The sequence below is a fragment of the Corynebacterium uterequi genome, assembly GCF_001021065.1.
In the GTDB taxonomy this organism is placed as follows: Bacteria; Actinomycetota; Actinomycetes; order Mycobacteriales; family Mycobacteriaceae; genus Corynebacterium; species Corynebacterium uterequi.
Map to the genome: position 1 here is coordinate 1,833,268 of NZ_CP011546.1, position 22,387 is coordinate 1,855,654.

Below are 22,387 nucleotides of genomic sequence, written 5' to 3' on the forward strand. Positions count from 1 at the left end.
CTGACACTGTGGGTTACCGCCGTTTAACCGTTTCACCCTAGCATTTTCCTCCCCCTAGGTGCACTAGTCTGAGCAGGGTACTGCCCCACGGACTCCGTCGAAAGGGAAACGATGTCTCTTCCTCCCCCCTCCCCTACCGCCATCGCCGTGGTCACCGGTGCCTCGCAGGGAATCGGCGAGGCCATCGCCCGCCGCCTGGCTAGCTCCGGGCACAACCTGTTGCTCGTTGCCCGGCGCGCCGACGTGCTAGACCGAATCGCCGAAGAGCTCACCTCTGCCCACGGCGTCACCGTCGAGGTTCATGCGGCCGACCTGTCGCAGGAGGACCAGGTCACTGAGCTGATCGAGGCCCTCGACGGCCGGGAGGTGTCCATCCTCGTCAACTCGGCCGGCATCGCCAGCTTCGGCCCCTTCCTGCGCCAGGATTGGACCTATGAGCAGCAACAATTCCAGCTCAACGCCACGGCCGTGTTCCGGCTCACCCACGCCTGCGTTCACCCCATGGTCGCCCGAGGCTCGGGGGCGATTCTCAACGTCGGCTCTGCGGCCGGGAACCTGCCCATCCCCAACAACGCGACGTATGTGTTCACCAAGGCGGGCGTCAACACCTTCACCGAGGCGCTGCACTACGAGCTCGCGGGAACGGGAGTGCACTGCACGTTGTTGGCACCGGGGCCGGTGCGAGAGCCGGAGATCCCGGAGGCCGAGCGCAGCATCGTGGACAAGGTGGTCCCGGACTTTTTGTGGACGACGTACGAGTCCTGCGCCGTCGACGCTTTAGAGGCGCTGTCGCGCAATCGCCGACGGGTGGTGCCCGGCCCCTTGTCCAAGGCGATGGACGTCGTGTCCACCTATGGCCCGAAACCGCTGCTCAGCCGGGTCCTCGGCGCGTTCTACGCCAAGATGGGCTAGGGCCGGTACTCCACCACCGTGCCGGCGGCGAGGGAGGCTGAGACGTCCACGAGGCGCTGGTTGGCGGAGCCGGCGAAGGCGGGCGGGTTCGCCGGGTCCCGCTCCTCGGCGATGAATTGGCCGTCGACGAGCACATCCGTGTGATGCAGTAGCTCGGCGCGGGCACCCGGCAGGCCGGCGAGCACCTCGAAGCGATAACCGGTGTAGGTCCAGATCGTCTTGCCCGGGCACTCCCTTTTGATACGGCGCACCAGCGGCAGCAGTCCCGGCGCGGAGAGCATCGGCTCCCCGCCGAGCAGGCTCAGGCCCGCCACGTGGCGGGAGCCGAGGTCGTCGACGATGCGCTGCTCAAGCTCCGCAGTGAAGTTCACCCCGTAGCTGGCCTTCTGCGCGGCCTTGTTGTAGCAGCCGAGGCAGTTGAAGGGACAGTAGCTGACGTAGAGGGAGCAGCGCAGCCCCTCCCCGTCGAGGGCCTGGAACGGTTTGTAGTCGGCCACCCGAACCTCCGGGCGCTCGGCCCAGCTGGCAGAGCGGGCGTCGGCCCGGGCGATACGCTCGAGCCGCTTCGGCGGGGTATTCGGTGCCCTGAGAAGTTCCGCATTAGAGGTGCTTGACGCGCGCATTGATCTCGCTTTGTTTCCCGTGAACCACTGGCCGCTTCATGGGAGAGCCCAGATAGCCACAGAGGCGACGGGTTACCGAGGCCTTATTCTCGTCCCTATTTCCGCAGCCAGGGCAGCAATAGCCTTCGCTGTCGCAGGTGAACTCTCCCTCGAATCCACACTCAAAGCAGGTATCCACCGGGGAATTGATGCCGAAGTAGCCGACGTAGTCATAGGCCTCATCCCACAGCGCCTCGAAAGCGCGTGGATTAACCGACAGATTCGGTGCCTCCACGTAGTACATGAACCCGCCCGGGGTCGCGGACATGTAGCGAGACTCGAAGCGGATCTTCGCCACCGGGTTGGTGGGTAGATAGCTGGCGTAATGGAAAGAGTTCTCGTAGTACTCACGGTCATTAACGCCGGTCAAGGTACCGAAGTAGGCGCGATCGAGCTCCGCGAAACGGTCACACAGGGACTCCGAGGGAGTGGCGTAGAGAGACACGAAGGCATGGAACGACGGCTGCGCGGCGTCGACGAGTTCCCCGAGTCGTTCGAGGATCCGGTGCGATAGTGCGACGGCCTCCGGGTCGTCGTGCCAACGCTCGTTGCCGGTGAGTGCGACCAGCGCGTTGTGCACCCCGATGTAGCCCAGGGAGATAGACGAGCGCTTCTCATTGTCACCCGTGTAGTAGTCGCGCACGCAGGTTTTTCCGGTCGGGTCGCCCATTCCGCCCTGGGTGTACATCAGGGGCGCATTGTCCAGGTCAGCGGAGAGGACCACCTCCTCGCGCAGCTTCAGCCCGCGCAGCGCCACGGCCACCGCGTCGTCCAGCCCGGCGAAGAAGTCCTCCACGCTGCCCCGGGCAGCAGTGGCGATCCGGGGAAGGTTGACCGAGACCACCCCCAGGTTGTTGCGCCCCACCAGCTCGTACTCCCCGCGGCTATTGCGCCAGGGGTGCAGGAAGGAGCGGCACCCCATGGGGGTAATCATCTGCCCGTCCTTGAGTTCCCGGATCCGCGGGGCGGACAGGAGGTCGGGGTAAATCCGACGCATGGAACAGGCCATGGCGCGCTTCTTAATGTCGTAATTCGGGTCGCCCTCGGCCAAGTTGATGCCCTCATCGACGATGTACAGGATCTTCGGGAAGATGGCGGTGTGCCCGCTCATGCCCTGTTCCCGCACGGCAAGGATGGCCTTTTGGATCTCCCGGGCGCACCACGAGGTGCCGAGCCCCATCGAGATAGAGGTGAATGGGGTCTGCGCAGCGGAGGTCGTCAGGGTGTTGACCTGGTACTCGAACGCCTGCATGGCGTCGTAGATGTCTTTCGCCGTCTTGGTCTGGGCGAGTTCGTCGATACGCTCCGCGTCGTCGATCACCTCCGCGTACAGCGCGCGATTCTTCTCTAGAGACTTCTCGGCGAAGGGTTCCAGCAGCCGGTCTAATTCGTGGACCGAGATGCCGCCGTACTGCTCGCCAGAGATGGCGCCCAGCAGCTGAACAAGAACGGTGGCAGCCACCCCAATCGACTGCGGCGGGGTGATGACCGCATTTCCCAGAGAGAAACCGTGGCTCAGCAGGTACTCGAAGTCCGGCAGGGAGCAATTCGGCATGGCCGCGAAGGGGGAACGGTCCAGGTCGTGGACGTGAATGAGGCCCTCAACGTGGGCTCGGCGCACATCTGCCGGAAGCATGGCCAGTCCTTCGGCCTTGTGTACCGCCCCGGCCAGCAGCTCTCGCTGGACGACGAAGGTGCGGGCGTCTTTGTTGCCGTTTTCGGCCATGACCTTGGCGTCGCGGCGGTTGACGCGCTCCAGGGCGGCGGCGACGTCGGCCGCCTCCGTTACGGCGCGGCGACGGCGCTTCGCGGCCTCTCGGTACGCCGCGGCGTGGTGCGGATCTAACACGGCGAGGACGGCGGCGTCGATCTGCGCGGTGGTCACCGGGCGTGACGGGTCGGTTGCTACGAGCGCGTCGAGCCGGTCGCAGACGGCGTTAACGAGCGCGTCGAGCCTCGCGGGCCGCAAGGCGCAGCCAGCGTGCCGGGTGGCGGCGTCGATCGCGGTGGCTACCGCGGAAGGTCGAAAGGCGCAGGTCCGGCCGTCGCGAGTGCGCACCGTGAGGGTCCGCTGGCGGGTGGGTGAAGCCTGGGTAGCGAGGCGCATGGGGACCAGTAATCCTTTTCTCGTAATTTCATCCGTGTAGTTAGGTCTGTGGTTGTCACCCTAACCCCAGTCGCTGACCTTCTGCTACCCGCCCACACAAGAAAACCCAATATATCCACGGCTAGAAATATCTGGAACACTACATATAGTGCCAACTTTCGACGGATCCGCACGAGCCGGGCCGATAAGCCCGTGAGGAGAATCACACTCCGCCGTCCAACGGACCCCAGGCGGACCCCAGGGTGGTCGCCGGGCGGACGCCGGGTGGACGCCGGGTGGTCACCGGGTGAAGGTTTAGAGTGGGGACCATGAGCGACGACGCAACCCTGCCCGCTAAGTACGACCGCCTCGTGTGGATCGACCTCGAAATGACCGGCCTCGATCCCCAGCGCCACGTCATCGTCGAGATTGCCGCCCTAGTCACCGACGCCAACCTCACCATCCTCGGCGAGGGAGTGGACCTTGTCGTCCACGCCACCGACTCGGAGCTCGCTGAGATGGACGACTATGTGACCGCCATGCACACCGAGAACGGTCTGCTCGATCAGATCCGCTCCTCCACCGTCACGCTCGCCGAGGCGGAAGACGCAGTCCTCAGCCTCATCAACGAGCACTGCTCCCCCGAGCACCCCGCGCCCCTGGCCGGCAACTCCATCGCCACCGACCGCAGCTTCATCCGTGAGTACCTACCCCGGCTCGACGCCGCCTTGCACTACCGCATGGTCGACGTCTCCTCGGTCAAGGAACTATGCCGACGCTGGTACCCGCACACCTACTACCACCAGCCCGAGAAGGGAATGTCCCACCGGGCCCTGGCCGATATCGCCGAATCCGTCCGCGAGCTCGATTACTACCGGCGCACCATCTTCACTCCGGCGCCGGGGCCGAAATCAGAAGAAGCCTTCGACGCCAAGCGCGCCGCCACCGAGGCCTACCAGGGGTTTTGTTAAAACAGACACGTGCATTAACATGTAGGGCGCCGCTCAAGGCGGCAATGGTGGCTGTAGTTCAGCTGGTAGAGCACCAGGTTGTGATCCTGGGTGTCGCGGGTTCGATCCCCGTCAGCCACCCCGAAGATACCGATGCCGGTGCGTGGAAGTTAGCGCTTCTACGCACCGGCATCGCTGGTAGTTAGGGCTGTTGCTTGTGAGGTTGCGGTTTTGAGGCGGCGCTTTCCCTAGACGGTGAGCCTCCTTGTCAGTACGGGTGGATTGCCTGCCTGAAGGTGTGAGCCGCCTGTACGCGTGGGCTGCTTGTCTGAAGATTGAACATTCCGGCGCTTCGCACGGTATTCTGTGGCAGTTCATTCTCCCAGGCGCTTAATGACAACGCGTGCTTTAAAGTGGTCTGGCAGCTCCTCAACGCGCTACGCGCCCACGACGACCGCTTCAACGCCAAAATCAACTCCCTCGCGCTCAACGAAGGCGATGTCGCCGAACTAGCCATCGAGATTGACCACGTAGCACCACCGGCCACAACCATCGAAAACAAACTCACCGAGGCTGACCAGAAGAATCCCGCCGCTGAGGATGATCCCTCCGAACTCGTCCAGCAACTAGCGCTTTACTCCCAGGACCAGTGGCAGGAAGCGCTCTACACCCGCCTTGTCGACAAAGTCGGCACCCGCACCTACTGGGAAGACTGGGCCGACGACGCGATCTCGATGCTCTCCCAGCATCTGATTACCGCCCCGGTGTTTAACGCCCTATTCGACAACTACGACTTCATCGCCCACAACCCCGTAGCCCAAGTCATGGACACGATGGTAACGGCCCTACACCGCACCCACATTGACTCTGAGACCGACCAGCTGGAGAAGTTCTACGAGTCCGTGCGCGTGCGCGCTAGCGAAGTCACATCCGCCTCGGGTAAGCTGCACGTCATTAAAGAGCTCTATGAACGCTTCTTCCGCAAGGCTTCAAGAAGCAGGCCGAAGCCCTGGGCATTGTCTACACCCCGGTGGAGATCGTGGACTTCATCCTGCGTGCCGCGGATGAAGCGTCGCGTATTCACTTCGGCAAGGGGCTTACGGATGAAGGCGTGTGCATCCTCGACCCGTTCGCTGGTACCTCCACGTTTAGCGTCCCGCTCCTGTAATCCGGGCTGATTAAACCTGAGGACCTGGCGCGTAAGCACGCCGACGGGCTGTTGCTGTGGAGACGCTTAGGATAGCAGAACGATGCCTCAGCTATCTGGGCCCTTCCCCGCTTACGCGGGAAAACGCCGCCCGGGCCCCGTCTTTCCAGCGCGTGAGGGGCTCATCCCCGCTTACGCGGGAAAACCATGGTGGGGCCTTATCGTCTCGGCTCATCCCCGCTTACGCGGGGAAAACGAGGCTGCTGAGGGGTGGGGCGGTCAGTCATGAGGCTCATCCCCGCTTACGCGGAGAAAACGGTCATCACCCCGTATTCGCCGTAGCCGGATGGGGCTCATCCCCGCTTACGCGGGAAAACATCTTGCTCACATTTAGTGCTAACCGGTTTGCGGGCTCATCCCCGCTTACGCGGGGAAAACACGTTGGGTCGCGGTGATGATTCTTCGGAGTTCGGCTCATCCCCGCTTACGCGGGGAAAACACACCCCGCATATTTCTTGACCTGCCCGGCGCAGGCTCATCCCCGCTTACGCGGGGAAAACCGTGGCTCGGCACCTTCACCGACGGCGAGGAGGGGCTCATCCCCGCTTACGCGGGGAAAACTTGGTGGGGGTGGGGGTGGGGCTGCTTGGTCGGGGCTCATCCCCGCGTACGCGGGGAAAACCACCCACGATCACCATACGCCGCTCCCCCCACCGGCTCATCCCCGCTTACGCGGGAAAACCGGGACGCGTTCACCGACGGGATCAACCCCGTGGGCTCATCCTCGCTTACGCGGGGAAAACGGCGCTCCTTGAGTCCGAACGGGTTAGCGAATGGGCTCATCCCCGCTTACGCGGGAAAACGCCCATCGGAATCTCCGGGTTCAGGCGACGGCCGGCTCATCCCCGCTTACGCGGGGAAAACGCCTAGCACGGCGTGCGCGTCGGCGGGGAGGTCGGCTCATCCCCGCTTACGCGGGGAAAACGTAGACGCCGACTGCTTCGGCGAGGGCGAGGAGGGCTCATCCCCGCTTACGCGGGGAAAACATGGCGATGCGGTTCGACTCACGGGCGATGGCGGGCTCATCCCCGCTTACGCGGGGAAAACTTTTGCGCTAGGTAAGGGGGTTTATTGTTTTAGGGCTCATCCCCGCTTACGCGGGGAAAACCTCGGCGGTGGCGCAGAAGATAGTTCGTCATCGGGCTCATCCCCGCTTACGCGGGGAAAACCCACGACTACGGCGGCAGATGTCCCCAGCAAAAGGCTCATCCCCGCTTACGCGGGGAAAACGCCAGCATCTCGCCGACGTGGTCACCGGGGTGGGGCTCATCCCCGCTTACGCGGGAAAACCACACCACCTAAGCCAGCTTTACCTCTACCTGGGGCTCATCCCCGCTTACGCGGGGAAAACGTCTAGCCGGGGCGAAACATTAGTGGCCGTGGAGGCTCATCCCCGCTTACGCGGGGAAAACCACCAGCCACTCACGCACCGTTGGGGCTGCTTGGGCTCATCCCCGCTTACGCGGGAAAACTCTATTTGGGGGTTTATTTTGGCGGCCAAATAGGGCTCATCCCCGCTTACGCGGGGAAAACTTCGGTGCTGGCCCCTATTCTAGCGGGGTGGGGGGCTCATCCCCGCTTACGCGGGGAAAACGCGAGCTGGTTGGTGAGGGTGACGATAGGGAACGGCTCATCCCCGCTTACGCGGGGAAAACGCGAGCTGGTTGGTGAGGGTGACGATAGGGAACGGCTCATCCCCGCTTACGCGGGGAAAACTTGAGAAACGCTAGACGCGCCGCTTTGACGCGGGGCTCATCCCCGCTTACGCGGGGAAAACTTGAGAAACGCTAGACGCGCCGCTTTGACGCGGGGCTCATCCCCGCTTACGCGGGGAAAACTCGATCTGTCTAAAACATGCACCATTTGGGGCAGGCTCATCCCCGCTTACGCGGGGAAAACGTCCTCGAGGATGGTTCCCCAGTCGATGATCTCGGCTCATCCCCGCTTACGCGGGAAAACACCGAGAGACATACCGCCGAGGCAGACTACAGCGGCTCATCCCCGCTTACGCGGGGAAAACTGGCGTCGGCGATGGTGTGCAAGTGCATGGTGGGGCTCATCCCCGCTTACGCGGGGAAAACGCTCACTACCGATACGCTCAATCTCCCGACGGAGGCTCCTCCCCGCTTACGCGGGGAAAACCAAGGTTAATCTAACCGAATCAGATACTTCGGGGGCTCATCCCCGCTTACGCGGGGAAAACTGAGTGCGAGAGGTCCGCCCGCGCGGGTGGGGAGGCTCATCCCCGCTTACGCGGGAAAACCGTTGGGACGGAATGAGCAGCGCCTCAGACCCGGGCTCATCCCCGCTTACGCGGGGAAAACTGAGTGCGAGAGGTCCGCCCGCGCGGGTGGGGAGGCTCATCCCCGCTTACGCGGGAAAACCGTTGGGACGGAATGAGCAGCGCCTCAGACCCGGGCTCATCCCCGCTTACGCGGGGAAAACGCGCTACTGAGTAGCGACCGGCACGAACGGTTAGGCTCATCCCCGCTTACGCGGGGAAAACTCGATGGGGAGGCCGCACCATGCGCAGGTGAGGGGCTCATCCCCGCTTACGCGGGGAAAACTGCACCGATGGCCGCTCATCGACCTCCGCGTCCGGCTCATCCCCGCTTACGCGGGGAAAACATCGGCGGGATGCTGCTGGTCAACCTCATGGTGGGCTCATCCCCGCTTACGCGGGGAAAACCACGGCGCGGGCAGGGGGTGGGTGATGACATGGGGCTCATCCCCGCTTACGCGGGGAAAACTCGATCTGTCTAAAACATGCACCATTTGGGGCAGGCTCATCCCCGCTTACGCGGGGAAAACGTCCTCGAGGATGGTTCCCCAGTCGATGATCTCGGCTCATCCCCGCTTACGCGGGGAAAACCACATCGGTGAGGTCGACGTCGATGCGGTTGCGGGCTCATCCCCGCTTACGCGGGGAAAACTGGCTCTTCGCGTTTGAGTGTGGGTGAGTGTCTCATCCCGGGGTGGGTGTCGTGCACACAATAAGGGCCGAGGCCCTAGCAGGATAGGGGATACCACTCACCAATCCTGAAACGAAGGCCTCGACCCATGTCCGATCCTACAACCAACCCCCAGCAGGCCATCAACCTCGACCCCGCCGGTTACTGTAAGCGATGCGACGACCTCGTCGGACTAGACGGGGTGCACGTCCTTAGCGTCCACGACCGCGACGAGTACCGGGAAATCACGGTCGAATCCGATCCCACACCACGGGCGTGCCCCGACTGTCACGGCCCAGGCGCCGCCCATGGGCGGGTACCCGTAACGCTGGTAGACATTCCCTCTTTCGGTAGGCCGGTGAGGATCTGCTGGCTCAAGCGCCGGTATACCTGCCCCGCACCCGGCTGTGCACGCACGACCTTCGTCGAGCACAATCCCACGGTTGCGCTGCCACGCCAGCGCATAACGGTGCGCGTGGTCGCCTGGGCGTTAGAACAACTACGCCGGGAGCACGCCACCATTAATTCCCTTGCCCGGCAGTTATCAACTGCCTGGTCCACCGTATGGAAGCCGGTCAAGGCTGCTCTTGAGGCCTTAGCTGCTGACCCCACACGCTTCGACGGGGTCAGCGCACTAGGAGTAGATGAGCACATCTGGCACCACACATGCCGCAGCAAACGCGGCCCGAAGGAATTTACGGGGATGGTGGATCTTAGCCGCGATGACCACGGCAAGGTCAAAGCTAGGCTTCTTGACCTGGTCCCAGGACGCTCAGCCAGCGTGCTCGCTGGCTGGCTACGGCAACGAGGGGAGGGTTTTCGTTCCCGGGTGGATATCGCCGCGTTGGATCCGTTCGCCGGGTACAAGCGAGCCATTGATGACACCCTCGACGACGCCACCGCCGTGTTGGATGCTTTCCATGTCGTCAAGCTGGCGGTCACTGCTGTCGATGATGTCCGACGCAGGTTGTGGCAACATATCACCGGCCATCGCGGCAGAAGCGGAGATCCGTTGTACGGCATTCGTACCATTGTGCGTTGTGATCCTCGTCGGCTCACTGAGCGTCAGTGGCAACGCTTTGATGCGGCTATCGCCGCCGATCCGCGTCACGAGGAGTTGTTTATTGCCTGGCAGGCGGCGCATGCCCTGCGGGCGGCGTATCACGAACCGGATATGGCTGCAGGCCGGCGGGCGGCGTGTGAAGCGTTGCGGAGTCTGCCGTCATGTCCGATACCGGAGATGGCCCGGTTAGGCAGAACGTTGCGTAGGTGGAAGGATGCCTTTTTGGCGTACTGGGACACCGCGCGCAGTAACAATGGTGGCACGGAAGCGATCAATGGGCTGATCGAGCTTCATCGCCGCCTGGCAAGAGGGTTTCGCAACCGTGACAACTACCGTCTACGGATGCTGTTGATCGCCGGGGGGCTACGCCTGTGACCCACACTCAAACACGAAGAGCCGGAAAACTGGATCCAGCCCCAGACGGTGGTGGCGGCGTTCGGCTCAACCCCGCTTACGCGGGGAAAACGGCGTGGTCGCAACGCACCACGATCGGGCGTTGGGCTCATCCCCGCTTACGCGGGGAAAACTCATCAGTATCGACAAACCAGCGGCCAAGAAAGGGCTCATCCCCGCTTACGCGGGGAAAACGAGTCGCTGCCCGGGATGCCGTCGAAAATTCGGGGCTCATCCCCGCTTACGCGGGGAAAACATGAGCATGGATAATGGTGCGTCGTTGGATGTGGGCTCATCCCCGCTTACGCGGGGAAAACTCGACGCCCGGCGAAGAATAGCTAACGCCGGAGGGCTCATCCCCGCTTACGCGGGGAAAACTGCTGAGCCTGTTCGGGGAGCTCGTCGGCTGGGGGCTCATCCCCGCTTACGCGGGGAAAACACAAGGACGGGTCGAAACGCTCCCAGTTCGTCGGGCTCATCCCCGCTTACGCGGGGAAAACGATCTCGCGCCCGTCGATGGTTTCATCGATCAGGGCTCATCCCCGCTTACGCGGGGAAAACGCGCGCCGGGCTGTAGGGGGGTGGTTTCCCACGGGCTCATCCCCGCTTACGCGGGGAAAACACCAGCAGTGGCAAGCTCCAGGTCCGCACCTGGGGCTCATCCCCGCTTACGCGGGGAAAACTCGGCCCCCGGGTGCGCACCTGGGGGCCATTCCGGCTCATCCCCGCTTACGCGGGGAAAACCACGGCGCGGGCAGGGGGTGGGTGATGACATGGGGCTCATCCCCGCTTACGCGGGGAAAACTCGGCGGTGAAAATCATCTCCAGGACGTTGGGGGGCTCATCCCCGCTTACGCGGGGAAAACAGACGACTCATCGAGGAAGGCAATGGCTAGAGAGGCTCATCCCCGCTTACGCGGGGAAAACGCCATAGCCGCGCGCGAACCCGGCGGGGCCGAGGGCTCATCCCCGCTTACGCGGGGAAAACAGTTTCCCTCGCTCTCTTGGCGATGGCCCTAAGGGCTCATCCCCGCTTACGCGGGGAAAACGCTGGACCGCCGCCCACCACACGCCGCAGGAATGGCTCATCCCCGCTTACGCGGGGAAAACTCTGTAAACTGCTTGAGAAACATGAGGGGGATCCGGCTCATCCCCGCTTACGCGGGGAAAACATCGCCACGCCACGGGTCTGCTTGCTTGTGGTCGGCTCATCCCCGCTTACGCGGGGAAAACCCTGCCCAACCTGCGAATATACTAGCAGTGGACCCACTTCTACTACAACTTGGTAGCCACCCAGACGCCGGCACGGCGCCGGGATACTAGGATCCTCCCCTTATCGGCCTCGACGTAGACGTCGCGCAGCCGACCATCCAGTTCTCCTATCCTGTTCAGCCGGCTCCGACGAAGCGGGACGCACCATCAGCTTGATGCCATCAAAATCGGTAGGCTTCCAGCTGTGCCGATGAGTCTGGAATTCCAACCCTTGCTCATTGTTAGACGACTTCACTAATAACGCTCGACCATCCTTGCAGAGACTCACCGTGCGTTCCCACAACAGATCTCGTACACGGGCAGAAGGGTTACCCACAAAGACTCCCGGGCTTAGTTCCATCAGCCACTTCGTCAGGTCCCCGCGAAGACCCGCCGGTACAGCGGTAACTACCAACACAATCACCTCCAATCACCGGCTTCTCCGCTCCAGTTCGTACCGGCAGCCACCAGCTCAAGCTCATTCCACAGAAATAGGTCCACGTCGCAGAACGCATCGGTATCAGGAATATCCATAAGCTCCTGCAGATCTCGAACCATCCGCTGAAGAAGCCTCGTGCTAACAACCTTGTCCCGCACACGGTGCCTCACCGACAAGGAATAGCCGTCGTTTCCGGCAACAGCATCAAATGCCGCTGGAATCGCTACGTCAGCCTTATAGAGGTCAGCAACGTCATAGACAAACGACCTGTCAGTCCCAGTGTGTATAATTCCCAGAGAAGGAATAAATCCAAGCCCCACAATAACCGAGTGGGCGATCCCATACAGTGCTGATGAAGCTTCCGTCAAGGCCTGGTTAATTGGATCACTGGAGGCAAAATCGTTCGGATCGTACACTCTTCCAGACCAATACACTCCAGTCCTTTTCGCATGTGACGCATACACCCGCTTCATACGGGCACCTTCTCGCCCTCTAAGCTGATTCATCGACAAGGCTGAGACATCCTCATCAGGAAATCTCAAAGCGTACATCGCCCGCGCACACTTCAACCGTCGCCGTTGATTACCTCATACTCGGGCGTGGGCCTCAGCGAACTTGGCAGTCTTGGCTGGAGGCCGCCCGTGAGCGTAATAGCGAACTCCCTTTTCGCCAGCCCAAACAACTGACACTCCTGAGTCACCCAGCAACGCTATAGCACTATGGGTAATTCGGGTCCCCGGACCTAACATCAGCACCGCTAAGGTCGTAGCGGGGATGTGCGCCGTTCCTCGAGAGTCCTGGATTGTTAGGGCGTTATTGTCCCTACCCACCGAGGAACGTTCGACATACAGGAATGAGATTCGACTCTCCATCCGCGTGATCAATTGCCGGTCCAAGGGTTGTTGGCTAGGGTCAGTAGACATCGGAGATCTAGCCCTCGCCTACAGACTGAGCCAACGTCAAAAGTCCGCAGCCATAACCTTTGGCTCGCCCCACTCCTTTAACCAATGCTTCACGTAGCTTTTGTGGATCCACAACCTCAAGTTGTCCACCAAAGCGTGCCGTCAGCAAGGTAACGCGATCCCGAGGACGATCGTCTGCAGGCCCACGTTGGAATCGCTGGGTCGACTTACCCACTACGAAGGCCGTACTAGCTTCCCGTGGGCCAAAGCTGACACCCATTGCCTCCGCCTTGCGGTGAAGCCAGTCCAACTGACCCTCCGCACCAATAACGCCGGTGACCCTACCGCGTTCTCCTTTTCCACGGCTTCGACTGACAGTTGGGTTCGCCACGAGCTCGAAATACCAGACCTGACCCCTCATCAATTGATTCAGAAAACGATCATAGTCCGCGCTGAGCTGGGGCCTAGTATCCCACCCCGCCGTCTCAACAATGTGCGCCGCCGTCGGCTTCTCCGGCCCCACGATGTACAAAATATGTTCCTGCCCCCTGTTATCCAGACGCCAAAGAACACGTTCCGCACGCTGGTCAATATCGGGGGGAAAACAGGCCATGACAGCGGCATGAAGCGCATTAGGGTTAGTAAGATACTTCCGCCCTTGACGGCGCGCCGGATTGAGCAAAACTTTACTAAAGGTAGCCATCTAGGAAATCACCGCCTCAAAGAAAGGATCTACGGCAGTACCCTTTGGGTTCATAACCCGTTTCGATCCCGCATAGACAACCGTCCGCCAACCGTACTTGCGATCCTCCTGAGAATAGGAAATCGGAACGTCACGACGAAGAACACCGGTTTCGCCAGGCTTCCCATCTCGGTAAATTGGGAGTTCTACGACCTTCCCTCTTTCTCTCTTGTGAGCCTCAGATGCATACCACGTGTCATGGGCTTTCAGCGCATCCACCACTGGCAAATCATAGATACCGAGATCGAGGTTAACCGGTGCCGGACAGGAACGCCTACCAAGGAACAACGGAAAAGCAGGCCTTAGAAGCGCGTCTCTCATGCCACACAGGATAGATCTATCCTCCGAACCCACTGCCGCAATAAATGCAGCATCTGCAAGATAATAGCGATTCACCAAGCTGCTTTCCAGTTTACCCGAATCCTGCCAATTCTGCGATGTCTGAAAATCCCGAAGCAGAGAACCGGATTGATCAATACGCACCGCGTAGTCCATGGATACAAGGTCTTCGATTGGGTCTGCCCGCCGGCGTCCTTGGGCGGCGGCTAGCAACCCGATGACACCCGATTTCGTAGGGCTGTTGCCGGTAGCACGAGTCGCATAGCGTGACTCATCACCCCATGATTGTAACGGCCCCTTTAGCAAGAGCAACAAAGAGTAGCTCATGGCTTACTTGACCTCGGAACGATCGCACAAGAAGGACTCAACGCGATCGAGCAGTTCTGACATAGTTACCTTCTCGGCCAAATCATGGAACGGCTCGCCGAAATTGTTTAGCGCGACAACAAAAGCGGCCATCGGCTTCATACCGTAAGCTTCTTCAATGCTCCTCTCCTCACCAGCGAGCTTCTCGGCTGCACGGAGTCTGCGATTAACCACGGAGGATTCTACCGGCTCTTCAAAAGCGTTGACCAGGGAGATTGACCGCGTATCCCTGATCGCCACATACATAAGTTCTGGCAGCGTATTGTGCGCGAACGAGTTCTGCTTGCCGGTAGGAAGAGACTCAGCGAAGGCGGAAATGAAACCTTTCGCGGCAATGATTGCCGCTTCTCCGCTATCCAAGTTCTCGGCAAGTCCGTCCAAATTCACCGTTGCGAAGCGATAGAGCGTCGAGGACATCATTTGTGTGGTACCGATCATCCCGGCTCCCGTCTCCTCTGCGTCTTCAACCACATCGTCGACTGCAGTATAGTAGTCGAATTCCGGTTGGGATTCATGGACGCTCAGGGCGTGGGATACTTGAACAGAAGCGTCAACGTTATACATTGGAGCATCCGCGAGCATTCGCCCGAACATAGCAATATCAACGGAATGCTTAGTGTCTAGAATTGCATCGGCTTCCGCCTTTTTAAATTTTTCTCCATTCTTGGCCACAATCTCCTCCGCAGCACGATTGATCTGCTCTGGGCTCAAAAATAGGAGATACTTGGTGGTGGGGTATGCTATCTCGTCAATGCCGCCAGCTTCGTCATCCTTCTTCTTTGCCACTTCGAGGTCAATTTTAGCGACCTTGAAAAGTTGTTGGACGGCAGCCAACGCCTCAGGCGCGGTGAGTTCACCACTGGCAAGGACTCGCTTCACGATCTGCTCTGGCAGCCGCTTGGAACGCAAGCCAACGTCCATACCCTCACTGGTGAGTTCGAAGGACCGCCGAATGGCTCGCTTCCACGACTGCGACGAGACACGTTGGCGCGGAACTCCCCCGAAGATTGCTGATTTCGGCGCCCCCATGTCGTCCCGGTTGATCAGGCTGGGAGGGATAGTCTGAAGCGCGTGGATGTCGATGACGATGGACATGATGTGTGGACTTCCTTTCGTCCTTTGGATGAGAAGTGGATGTAGGTATTCAGTAGGATGCTCAGGATTTTATGGTTCCTGTTGCGGTGATTGGGACCGGTAGAAACCCAGCGCAAAGTCTCGTCCCCATGTTAGCTGGATGCTTGGGCGCTTCTTAGGGTTCATGAGTCCCCTGAGGTCTTGGGCGAATTTGCCATAATCAAAACCAATTTCTTCCGCACGAAGAAGAGTGACCAGAGAACGAACATGGATCATCCGGGCGTCTTCGCTACTTGCGAGCAACATTGCATCAACTCTGTGCTTAACGGAAGATGACTCCCTTCGGCTACTGAGAACACCGCAGGCATTAGCGAATGTCCTGACCGGAACATGCATGGGCATCGTGGCTGATTGCATGTGAACACCGAAAAGGCTGAGCGCGAAGTAAGCGGCACGTTCCGAATCGCTGATCCGATCTCCCTTCCCTACCAAATTTTCTTCAAATTCAGGGAAAGTTGAATAGATCGTCAATTCTAGGGCCAGCGGATTCTGTTCTAGCTTCAGCCCTGCCCCTCGCCTGAGTTCGGCTAGCCTGGCCCGGGAAGAGTGATGGGCCGGCGATTGCTTATCTCCCAGGTATGCCCCTTGCAGCCGGCTGCAAGCCGAACTAACTGCAGTACGCAACGGGTCTTTGAAAACCGACTCGCCGTTCGGTTTCTCACCTTGTTTTGAATTTGCCATCTCCACTTTCCTTTCTACTCACATTAACCTTCACAGTCATCGAAAGCTCCTTGTCCAGCTTTTTAAGCAAGTTCCGATAATAGGTTCCTGCGGAGACTATGCCGGGCCTTGCCCCTTCTCCATTTATAACCATTCGTCCCGACAGAGCTTTAGGTCCTGCACCACGCAGAAGGATTCTAGCCCTTTCTTCTACTGCAGAACGTACAGTAGCCTCCCAGCTCGCCCGGGCGTTTCTGATCTTCGGGTTTTGGTCCAGACATTCGGATGTTGGCAGTTCCGCCAGCTTTGTCAACCACTGTAGGAAGGGTTCCTCGAGTTCCGCGAGCAACTCGTCTGTCACCACTGGACGAAATGCATAATCCCCTCCTGCGGCAGCAAGTATTTGTCCCGCGTACTGCCCGAGGAAAATTGCACACTCACTCGTCGAACCAGTGATTTCTCGAACGGTGCGACGCAGGTATCGGGAGTTTTGCAAAAGCAAAACTACCGGCATACCTACGCTTGCCGAGAAAATATTCGCTACCGAGGATGACTGCGATCCGTATTCCACCGAAACTAGCTCTATATTCAGCAGCTCGGGGATGCCATCAACCTCGTCAGCCAATGCGGCGAGGTTGGTGAGGGTCGCTGGTCGCTTGGGCGCCTTTTCACGAGCACTAAATCCCTCGTCCCCCTCGGCGACCACCAGCGCTTCTAGTGAACGCCACATGGTACGCAGCGGATCGTACGGGCGCGGGTAGTACACATCATGGTTCTTTTTGGATTTGTTGCTCGAGAATCGGTAGGGAGTCATTGGATCACCAAAGACGTTAGCTCCGGCTTCGGGTATTTTATCACCGTTAGATAGTACAACGGCAACAATTTTGTCCCTCTCCGGAACGAGGCGCACTCGGCGCGATTGCCAGGTTGCCAGATCAGCGGGTCCTTGTGGTTCGCTTTTCTCCCCAACAGTTTCTCTTGGCCCTGGACCGTCCGGACTTCGTTCCCAAACAGGACGGTCGTCGAGAGAGCCGAGACACATCGGCGTGGTGTTAAAAATTAACGTCTCGAACAAGTTTTCGCCAGTGACAACCGTTCCTCCTGTCATTCCACTCCAACCGACTCCAATGGGATAACCTTTCCCACCCTTAACACGGCGGTCCCCAACGGCTCCGGATTTAATACCCGAGTAGTCGAAGGCCTGTACATAGACAAGCCATCGTGCCGCCTCCGGGATTGAGAGAGAGCCTTTTGTAGAGCCTGCTCTCATAGTGAAGTAATCCTGTTGGATCTCCGGGACGATGGTCTCGATACCTTTAACTTCTCCTTTGGCCGTGTTAAGATCAGCCACCTGCATGAAGGGCGTCTCCGTGTCTAGGAGGTCGAATCGGTCTCGGTACCTTTCTAGGTATTCCAATGCTATCTCGTCACAAGCCTTCTCGCTTAGGGTCCGCCGCGTTTTCTCGAACCAGCGGGCGTAGCTAAAGGTCCTTCCGGCTTGGACCTTGGCTTCGGGAGAGTGGGCACGCCAGAAAATCGCCAGCAAGAGCCGCAGCACCGCATAGTTCTGCGGCGCAGAGTCACCCTGCAGGTAGGCCGCCCGGATTTCGCCGGAGAACAGCTGGCACAGGCTGGCCATCTTCCTTTCCCCTTCCGTGGTCACTACCATGATCCACGGCTCGTCGATCAACGAGTACATATTGTCCTTTCTCTCAAGTTTTTCCGAAGCACACCGTTCTCCGATGCAAGAGACAACTTAGACGGCAACCCCTCAAGCCTTCTTTGGCTTAGGATACTTTACTCTAACCCTTTTTTCACTCTTTTGCACCGTTTTCTTTCCGGCGTCCGTCCGAAACGCATAGACCAAGCTCTTGGGTGTAGTTCAACCGGAAGCGACCCACCACGGCGCTACCTGTTCGGTCAAAGTTCAATGCAACCTGGCCCCTCAACAAGGGGTTTTTAGACCACTCCCCGGGGGTGTTCCTCTCGAGGTACGTCAACACGTCCTCGAAGTCCTTGTCGGCCCGGATCATCCGCGAAGGCAGACGAAGGGTGTGCGCCGCCAGTGCCCAGGACTGCTTCCAGTCCGGCTCCATGCCAGCTAAGACCTCCATGTCCGGACTTCCCACGGGCGCGTAGCCGTATTCGGTGTTCTCAACAGCGATCACTTCGATGGCTGGATCGGAATCACGAACCTGGGCAAGACCTTGTTGGTCCTCTCCGGCCCCTGGTAGGTCGTTGTTGTTGGAATGCATCCGCTCAAAGAGGGCTTCTATTCTTTCAGCCCGGCTCGGGGCAGGGAACATAAAGCTAGCTGATCGTCTTTCGGCTGAATCCCTCTGCTTCGTGTCTTCGGCCACGGCGGCCTCCCATCGCTCGTGCCAGCCGAACGGTATCCCGGGGTCGTCGGCGTAGACGCGTCGAACGAGGTCCTCGATGTCATCGGGTCGCCGGAACCGGCTTGGAAGATTCGCCAACGTAGCGAGCAAGAGTTTTTCTCCGTACACCGCCAGGGTCCCGGCGTCGAACGTTGGTGTCGGCTCTCGGCGTTCTATGCCGCGGATAAGGATCGCGGGCTTTCGTAAAGCGTTTGGTCGGTCCGTCGCCGGCCGTTGGTGGCGGTGTACCCGTCCGGCGCGCTGGATTACGAGGTCGATGGGCGCTATGTCCGTGATGAGTACGTCGGCATCAATGTCGAGGCTTTGTTCCGCCACCTGCGTGGCTACCACGATCTTCCTCAGCGGTCGGCCCACTCCCCTCCGGGCAAGCGGTCCCAGTTGATCTCTTAGGACGTCTTCCTTGAGGGTTCTTTGGGCGGCAACGAACCCGGCGTGGTGCAATTCCACATCCTCGCCGAACTCGGCCGTTAGTGCGGAATAAGTGTTCTGGGCGCGTGCGATGGTGTTGCAGATGATTAGCCCAATGCCTCCCTCGCTCAGAAGCTCGGTCACTCGCCGGCGTAGAAGCTCGAGTGAGTCGTCGATGAGCTCTACTGTGGCGTCGAGGTCCGTGGGGCGTTGCGGACAGGTTATTGCCCTTACGCCCCGACGGTCCACGCTGGTGATGATGGGATAGCCGGTTGTTTCGGCGGCGGCATCGCTTACCGCTTCTTCCGCGGTTTCGCTGAGCTCCACGGCGTAGGCGTGCAACAGCTTGCGACGTTGTGCCGGTGGCAACGTGGCGGACATGAGGATTACTGACGCGCCGTAACGCGCCAACCACTGCAAAGCGCGGTAGAGGTATTGGGACATGTAGGCGTCATAGGCATGGACCTCGTCGATGATGATGACTTTGCCTGCCAGTCCTACGTGACGGAGCATGGAATGACGAGACTGCAGTGCCAGCATGAGCAGTTGATCTACGGTTCCTACCACGAAGTCGGACAGAACTCCGGTCTTCCTCCCGGATAGCCATTGGGCCGCTACGACTGCTCCCGAGTCCCGGTTGTCGGAAGCGTGGTCACCGCCGATGTCCCGGTATCCCACCTGAGAATGCGGAGTTCGTAGGGCCGAGAAATCCTTGGATAGCCGGTTTTTGGAGTGAGCCAGATACATGGACATGACCTCTCCGCTGTGCGAAGACCTCCGGGCCCAGTTGACGGTGCGCTCAAAGAGCCCATTCGCCGTGGCCATGGTGGGCGCTCCGAGGAAGACGCCTTGTGCCCCGCTTCGATGCCCGATGACGTGGGCGGCCGCTAGCCCCGCCTCGGTTTTCCCTTCCCCGGTCGGAGCCTCGATGACGATCAGCCCCGGACCATCCAGCCGCCGCGCCGCCTCGACTGCGGCAACCTGGGCGGGCCGCGGCTGATAGTCGTCCGGCCACTGGAAAATCTCCTGGTAGTGGGCGCGGGCGTCGTCGGCCACCTCTCGCGGCCGCCAGGGAGCCGGGACGTCGATGTATTCCATCCCCCGGTTAAGGCGCTCGGGGTGGGCCATCACCTCGTCGTAGGGGAAGGCCAGCTCGTTCGAGGCCATCCAGTCGGCCATGATGACCAGTCCGGTCATGAGCTGGACGGCGTCACCATAGGGCGGCTCCTCGGCGTTGTTCACTTGCTCAAGCACGGCGTCAACGTCCGTCAGCTCGGCCATCGAATCGAGGATTTCACGATGAACCGCCAACCAGGCGGAATCGTAATCCTCCAGGTGTCCTCGAAACGCCCGTGACAACTCTATTGAGGTGGGAAATCCGTGGTGCGCATCGGCGACGGCGGCAACCCGGACGCTCACGGATTTCCTTACTTTCCGGTCCTCCAGCCAGTCTCGAAGGATGAGCGCCGAGGCTAACCCGTGCGGGAACTTTCTGCCCGGCCCCTCCCCCATCGGCCAGGTCAAGGACAGTCCCGCGCTGCGAATGGGTGCGACAAGATGGTCTAAATCTTCCCGCATGAGCGCGAAGGTGACGCTCGCCTTACCCACGTCATGGGTTCCCGCCAGGAAGCAGTAGAGGCGTTTGACCGCGCTGGGTTCCAGGTTCCACAGGCGGCTCAGCGTAGCTGCCAAGGAATCCGATACCCAGTTGGTCCATAGCCATTCAGCCACGCAGGCCGTGTCGATTAGATGCTGCACCAGGCTCAGGTGCGCCTCCGACGTTCCGGACTTCGCCCACAAGGATCGGGCGCGGGTGCTTCGCTGCGCGAGCCAGCGTTCTGCTTGGGATGCGATGGGACTGTTCAACGGGTGTGCCTATCAGCCTGTTTGTGGTTGTTGTGCTCAGACTACAAACCCGTTCACACACCCGCACCCGGTTTTTCGAATTTGCTATCGGACGAGGGCCTCATCCAGGGTGCCTCTAACCCCTATTTGAGGCCCGTACGATCAGCCCCAGATCGGCTCCTGCGGAGTCACCTCCAGCGCCGGCTGCCCGTCGACTACGCGGGCCCATAACTCGCGCTCTACGGCGCGGAGCAAGCGGCGTCCGTCGGCGTCGAGGTAGCCCTGCTCCTCAAGGGCGTCATCGACAAGATCGCAGGCGTCGAGGTAGTCCTGCTCGCGCGGGAATCGGCGCAGCACCTCATCGCGGTCGTGCAGCGTCATGGCGCCGATGACCGGGTTTGTTGCCTGCGCGCCGTGAAAATCCGCGATGGGGTTGGCCACCATCCCGAAGCGCACGCCACCGGCCCTCGTCGGCCCGTCGTTGAGGAACCGGCCGTCTGCCGAATCGAAGAATGCGCTGGGCGCGGCCGGGATGCCTTCGGTGACCCACCGCTTGAGCGCGGTCATCGAGGCGGTGATGGCCGCCTCGATGGGAAGAACGTTCAAGCCCTCGACGAACGCCTGGTCCATGACCCGCGGCAGGCGGTGCGCGGCCAGGACCTCGTCGTTGTCCGGAATGACAGAAGAACGAGCATCCGAGTGAGGACTGCCGGCGATGTGCCAATGCCGGCGCAGCGGACCGTCGCCGTCAGCGAAGGTGTCCGCACCGCCCGGGAAAAGGTACGTGTCCCCGTCCGAGGTGACGGAGATGACCGGCACATCGATCTGCGCGGCCGGAACCTTCTCCGGGCTAAACGACCCACCCGCGTCCCCCAAAGCGAGCGGGTTGCGCTGCTGCTCCCGCTGGTGCAGGGAACGAACCAGGGTGGCGCCGACGCCGGGCAGGTAGCCGTCAAAAAGGTGCGCGCCTTCGCCGTCACGCAGAAGGTCATGAAAGTAGGTGAGGAAGGTATTGGTGTACACCGCCGATTGGGATTGCCCCATGAGGAACACGTGGTCAGGCGTCGGCCCCACGCCTCCGCTACGTACCCATACCGCCGTCTGGGCGAGAATGTCCCAGGCGAGCCCCTCTTCGCAGTCCGCAAGGGTTTGGAAGGGGTCCCAGCCGGGTTCGGCGTCGAGAAGCGGGGGCTGGTACCCAAAGCGCAGGTCGCGGTAGCGAAGGGCGTCGAACTGGCGCAGTGCGGATGCCTGGATGGGCTTGGCGGTTACCGCCACGTAGGTGTCTCGCTGGCCGATGATGTAGTTCCAGGCCCTGCGCCAATCATCCTCAATGTCGTATCCCTGGGAGGCGTTGAGCACCGACATCCACACGGTGCCGCTCGGTTGTTCCTGCGGGCGACGAACCAACACCCGCGTCACGTAGGGTTCGAGGTCGATGCGCTCGACGGCGTCGTCGCGGCGTTCGTAGACACCGGCGTCCCCGGTGATGAGATATTCTTCCTCGACGAAGCCGAAGCGGGAGAGATCCAAAGGGCGCCTCGACCGGGCGGCCGTGGAGAAGGGGTAGCTGGTGGCTGTCACCGGCAACGGGCCTGTGACGATAGGTGCGGAAATCGTGTACGTCATGCCCTCAAGGTTAGGGTGGCGTCGGCTCTTTAACTATCACCTTCCGGGG

Annotated in this window: 13 protein-coding genes, 1 tRNA gene, 2 pseudogenes and 2 CRISPR repeat arrays; of the genes and pseudogenes, 5 read left to right on the forward strand and 11 right to left on the reverse strand. The window is 60.5% G+C overall.

What is annotated here, in order from left to right; genetic code table 11:
* Positions 1-111 precede the first annotated feature (111 nt).
* Positions 112-912, forward strand: a complete 801-nt coding sequence (gene cmrA, locus CUTER_RS08505; protein WP_047260066.1) for a mycolate reductase — start codon at positions 112-114, stop codon at positions 910-912.
* Here the strand turns inward: cmrA and nrdG are convergent.
* Both nrdG and nrdD read right to left on the reverse strand, forming a co-directional pair.
* A complete protein-coding gene (nrdG, locus tag CUTER_RS08510; RefSeq protein WP_082121329.1) occupies positions 909-1,535 on the reverse strand; it encodes an anaerobic ribonucleoside-triphosphate reductase activating protein in 627 nt (208 codons plus the stop codon). The genes cmrA and nrdG overlap by 4 nt on opposite strands.
* A complete protein-coding gene (nrdD, locus tag CUTER_RS08515; RefSeq protein WP_047260067.1) occupies positions 1,513-3,681 on the reverse strand; it encodes an anaerobic ribonucleoside-triphosphate reductase in 2,169 nt (722 codons plus the stop codon). The genes nrdG and nrdD overlap by 23 nt, the downstream gene beginning before the upstream one ends.
* A gap of 308 nt (positions 3,682-3,989) precedes the next feature.
* On the opposite strand from nrdD, the gene orn reads away from it, so the two are divergent.
* The 4 genes and pseudogenes from orn to CUTER_RS08535 all read left to right on the forward strand — a co-directional run bounded on the left by orn (position 3,990) and on the right by CUTER_RS08535 (position 10,206).
* Positions 3,990-4,631, forward strand: a complete 642-nt coding sequence (orn, locus tag CUTER_RS08520; protein ID WP_047260068.1) for an oligoribonuclease — start codon at positions 3,990-3,992, stop codon at positions 4,629-4,631.
* Positions 4,632-4,678: 47 nt separating this feature from the next.
* Positions 4,679-4,751: transfer RNA gene (locus tag CUTER_RS08525), tRNA-His, on the forward strand.
* A 227-nt stretch (positions 4,752-4,978) separates the two neighbouring features.
* Positions 4,979-5,775 (forward strand): annotated as a pseudogene (locus CUTER_RS08530) (damage-inducible protein); the annotation flags it as partial.
* 101 nt (positions 5,776-5,876) lie between these two features.
* A CRISPR array of direct repeats spans positions 5,877-8,750; the repeat unit is 28 nt; unit sequence GGCTCATCCCCGCTTACGCGGGGAAAAC.
* Positions 8,751-8,877: 127 nt separating this feature from the next.
* On the forward strand, positions 8,878-10,206 hold the full coding sequence (locus tag CUTER_RS08535; RefSeq protein WP_236684704.1) for an ISL3 family transposase: 1,329 nt from the start codon (positions 8,878-8,880) through the stop codon (positions 10,204-10,206).
* A gap of 63 nt (positions 10,207-10,269) precedes the next feature.
* Positions 10,270-11,457: direct repeats of the CRISPR family, unit length 28 nt; unit sequence GGCTCATCCCCGCTTACGCGGGGAAAAC.
* 100 nt (positions 11,458-11,557) lie between these two features.
* On the opposite strand, the gene cas2e is transcribed toward CUTER_RS08535, so the two are convergent.
* The 9 genes and pseudogenes from cas2e to CUTER_RS08560 form a co-directional block, all read right to left on the reverse strand.
* Positions 11,558-11,899: a type I-E CRISPR-associated endoribonuclease Cas2e gene (gene cas2e / locus CUTER_RS11380; protein ID WP_082121330.1), complete on the reverse strand. Its 342-nt coding sequence runs from the start codon at positions 11,897-11,899 to the stop codon at positions 11,558-11,560.
* A pseudogene (gene cas1e, locus CUTER_RS08540) lies at positions 11,896-12,837 on the reverse strand (type I-E CRISPR-associated endonuclease Cas1e). Before cas1e ends, cas2e begins: the two are co-directional and overlap by 4 nt.
* Positions 12,838-12,844: 7 nt before the next feature.
* Positions 12,845-13,519, reverse strand: a complete 675-nt coding sequence (gene cas6e, locus CUTER_RS11385; protein WP_082121331.1) for a type I-E CRISPR-associated protein Cas6/Cse3/CasE — start codon at positions 13,517-13,519, stop codon at positions 12,845-12,847.
* Complete coding sequence (gene cas5e / locus CUTER_RS11390; RefSeq protein ID WP_082121332.1) at positions 13,520-14,224, reverse strand: type I-E CRISPR-associated protein Cas5/CasD; 705 nt, start codon at positions 14,222-14,224, stop codon at positions 13,520-13,522.
* A gap of 3 nt (positions 14,225-14,227) precedes the next feature.
* Positions 14,228-15,358 (reverse strand): type I-E CRISPR-associated protein Cas7/Cse4/CasC, encoded by a 1,131-nt coding sequence (gene cas7e / locus CUTER_RS08545; RefSeq protein ID WP_047260070.1) that lies wholly within the window; start codon positions 15,356-15,358, stop codon positions 14,228-14,230.
* A 69-nt stretch (positions 15,359-15,427) separates the two neighbouring features.
* Positions 15,428-16,078: a type I-E CRISPR-associated protein Cse2/CasB gene (gene casB / locus CUTER_RS11395; protein ID WP_082121333.1), complete on the reverse strand. Its 651-nt coding sequence runs from the start codon at positions 16,076-16,078 to the stop codon at positions 15,428-15,430.
* A complete protein-coding gene (gene casA, locus CUTER_RS08550) occupies positions 16,056-17,756 on the reverse strand; it encodes a type I-E CRISPR-associated protein Cse1/CasA (RefSeq protein WP_047260071.1) in 1,701 nt (566 codons plus the stop codon). Before casA ends, casB begins: the two co-directional genes overlap by 23 nt.
* Positions 17,757-17,871: 115 nt before the next feature.
* Positions 17,872-20,730 carry a CRISPR-associated helicase/endonuclease Cas3 gene (locus CUTER_RS08555; protein WP_047260072.1) on the reverse strand — a complete coding sequence of 953 codons (2,859 nt, stop codon included), beginning with the start codon at positions 20,728-20,730 and terminating at the stop codon, positions 17,872-17,874.
* 141 nt (positions 20,731-20,871) lie between these two features.
* Positions 20,872-22,338 (reverse strand): alpha/beta hydrolase domain-containing protein, encoded by a 1,467-nt coding sequence (locus CUTER_RS08560; RefSeq protein ID WP_144412297.1) that lies wholly within the window; start codon positions 22,336-22,338, stop codon positions 20,872-20,874.
* Between the last annotated feature and the right edge of the window lie 49 nt (positions 22,339-22,387).

Bases quoted from the DNA above. Each gene is read 5' to 3' on its own strand.
- cmrA (WP_047260066.1), top strand. From the start codon at position 112: ATGTCTCTTCCTCCCCCCTCCCCTACCGCCATCGCCGTGGTCACCGGT.
- nrdG (WP_082121329.1), bottom strand. From the start codon at position 1,535: ATGCGCGCGTCAAGCACCTCTAATGCGGAACTTCTCAGGGCACCGAAT.
- nrdD (WP_047260067.1), bottom strand. From the start codon at position 3,681: ATGCGCCTCGCTACCCAGGCTTCACCCACCCGCCAGCGGACCCTCACG.
- orn (WP_047260068.1), top strand. From the start codon at position 3,990: ATGAGCGACGACGCAACCCTGCCCGCTAAGTACGACCGCCTCGTGTGG.
- CUTER_RS08535 (WP_236684704.1), top strand. From the start codon at position 8,878: ATGTCCGATCCTACAACCAACCCCCAGCAGGCCATCAACCTCGACCCC.
- cas6e (WP_082121331.1), bottom strand. From the start codon at position 13,519: ATGGCTACCTTTAGTAAAGTTTTGCTCAATCCGGCGCGCCGTCAAGGG.
- cas5e (WP_082121332.1), bottom strand. From the start codon at position 14,224: ATGAGCTACTCTTTGTTGCTCTTGCTAAAGGGGCCGTTACAATCATGG.
- cas7e (WP_047260070.1), bottom strand. From the start codon at position 15,358: ATGTCCATCGTCATCGACATCCACGCGCTTCAGACTATCCCTCCCAGC.
- casB (WP_082121333.1), bottom strand. From the start codon at position 16,078: ATGGCAAATTCAAAACAAGGTGAGAAACCGAACGGCGAGTCGGTTTTC.
- casA (WP_047260071.1), bottom strand. From the start codon at position 17,756: ATGTACTCGTTGATCGACGAGCCGTGGATCATGGTAGTGACCACGGAA.
- CUTER_RS08560 (WP_144412297.1), bottom strand. From the start codon at position 22,338: ATGACGTACACGATTTCCGCACCTATCGTCACAGGCCCGTTGCCGGTG.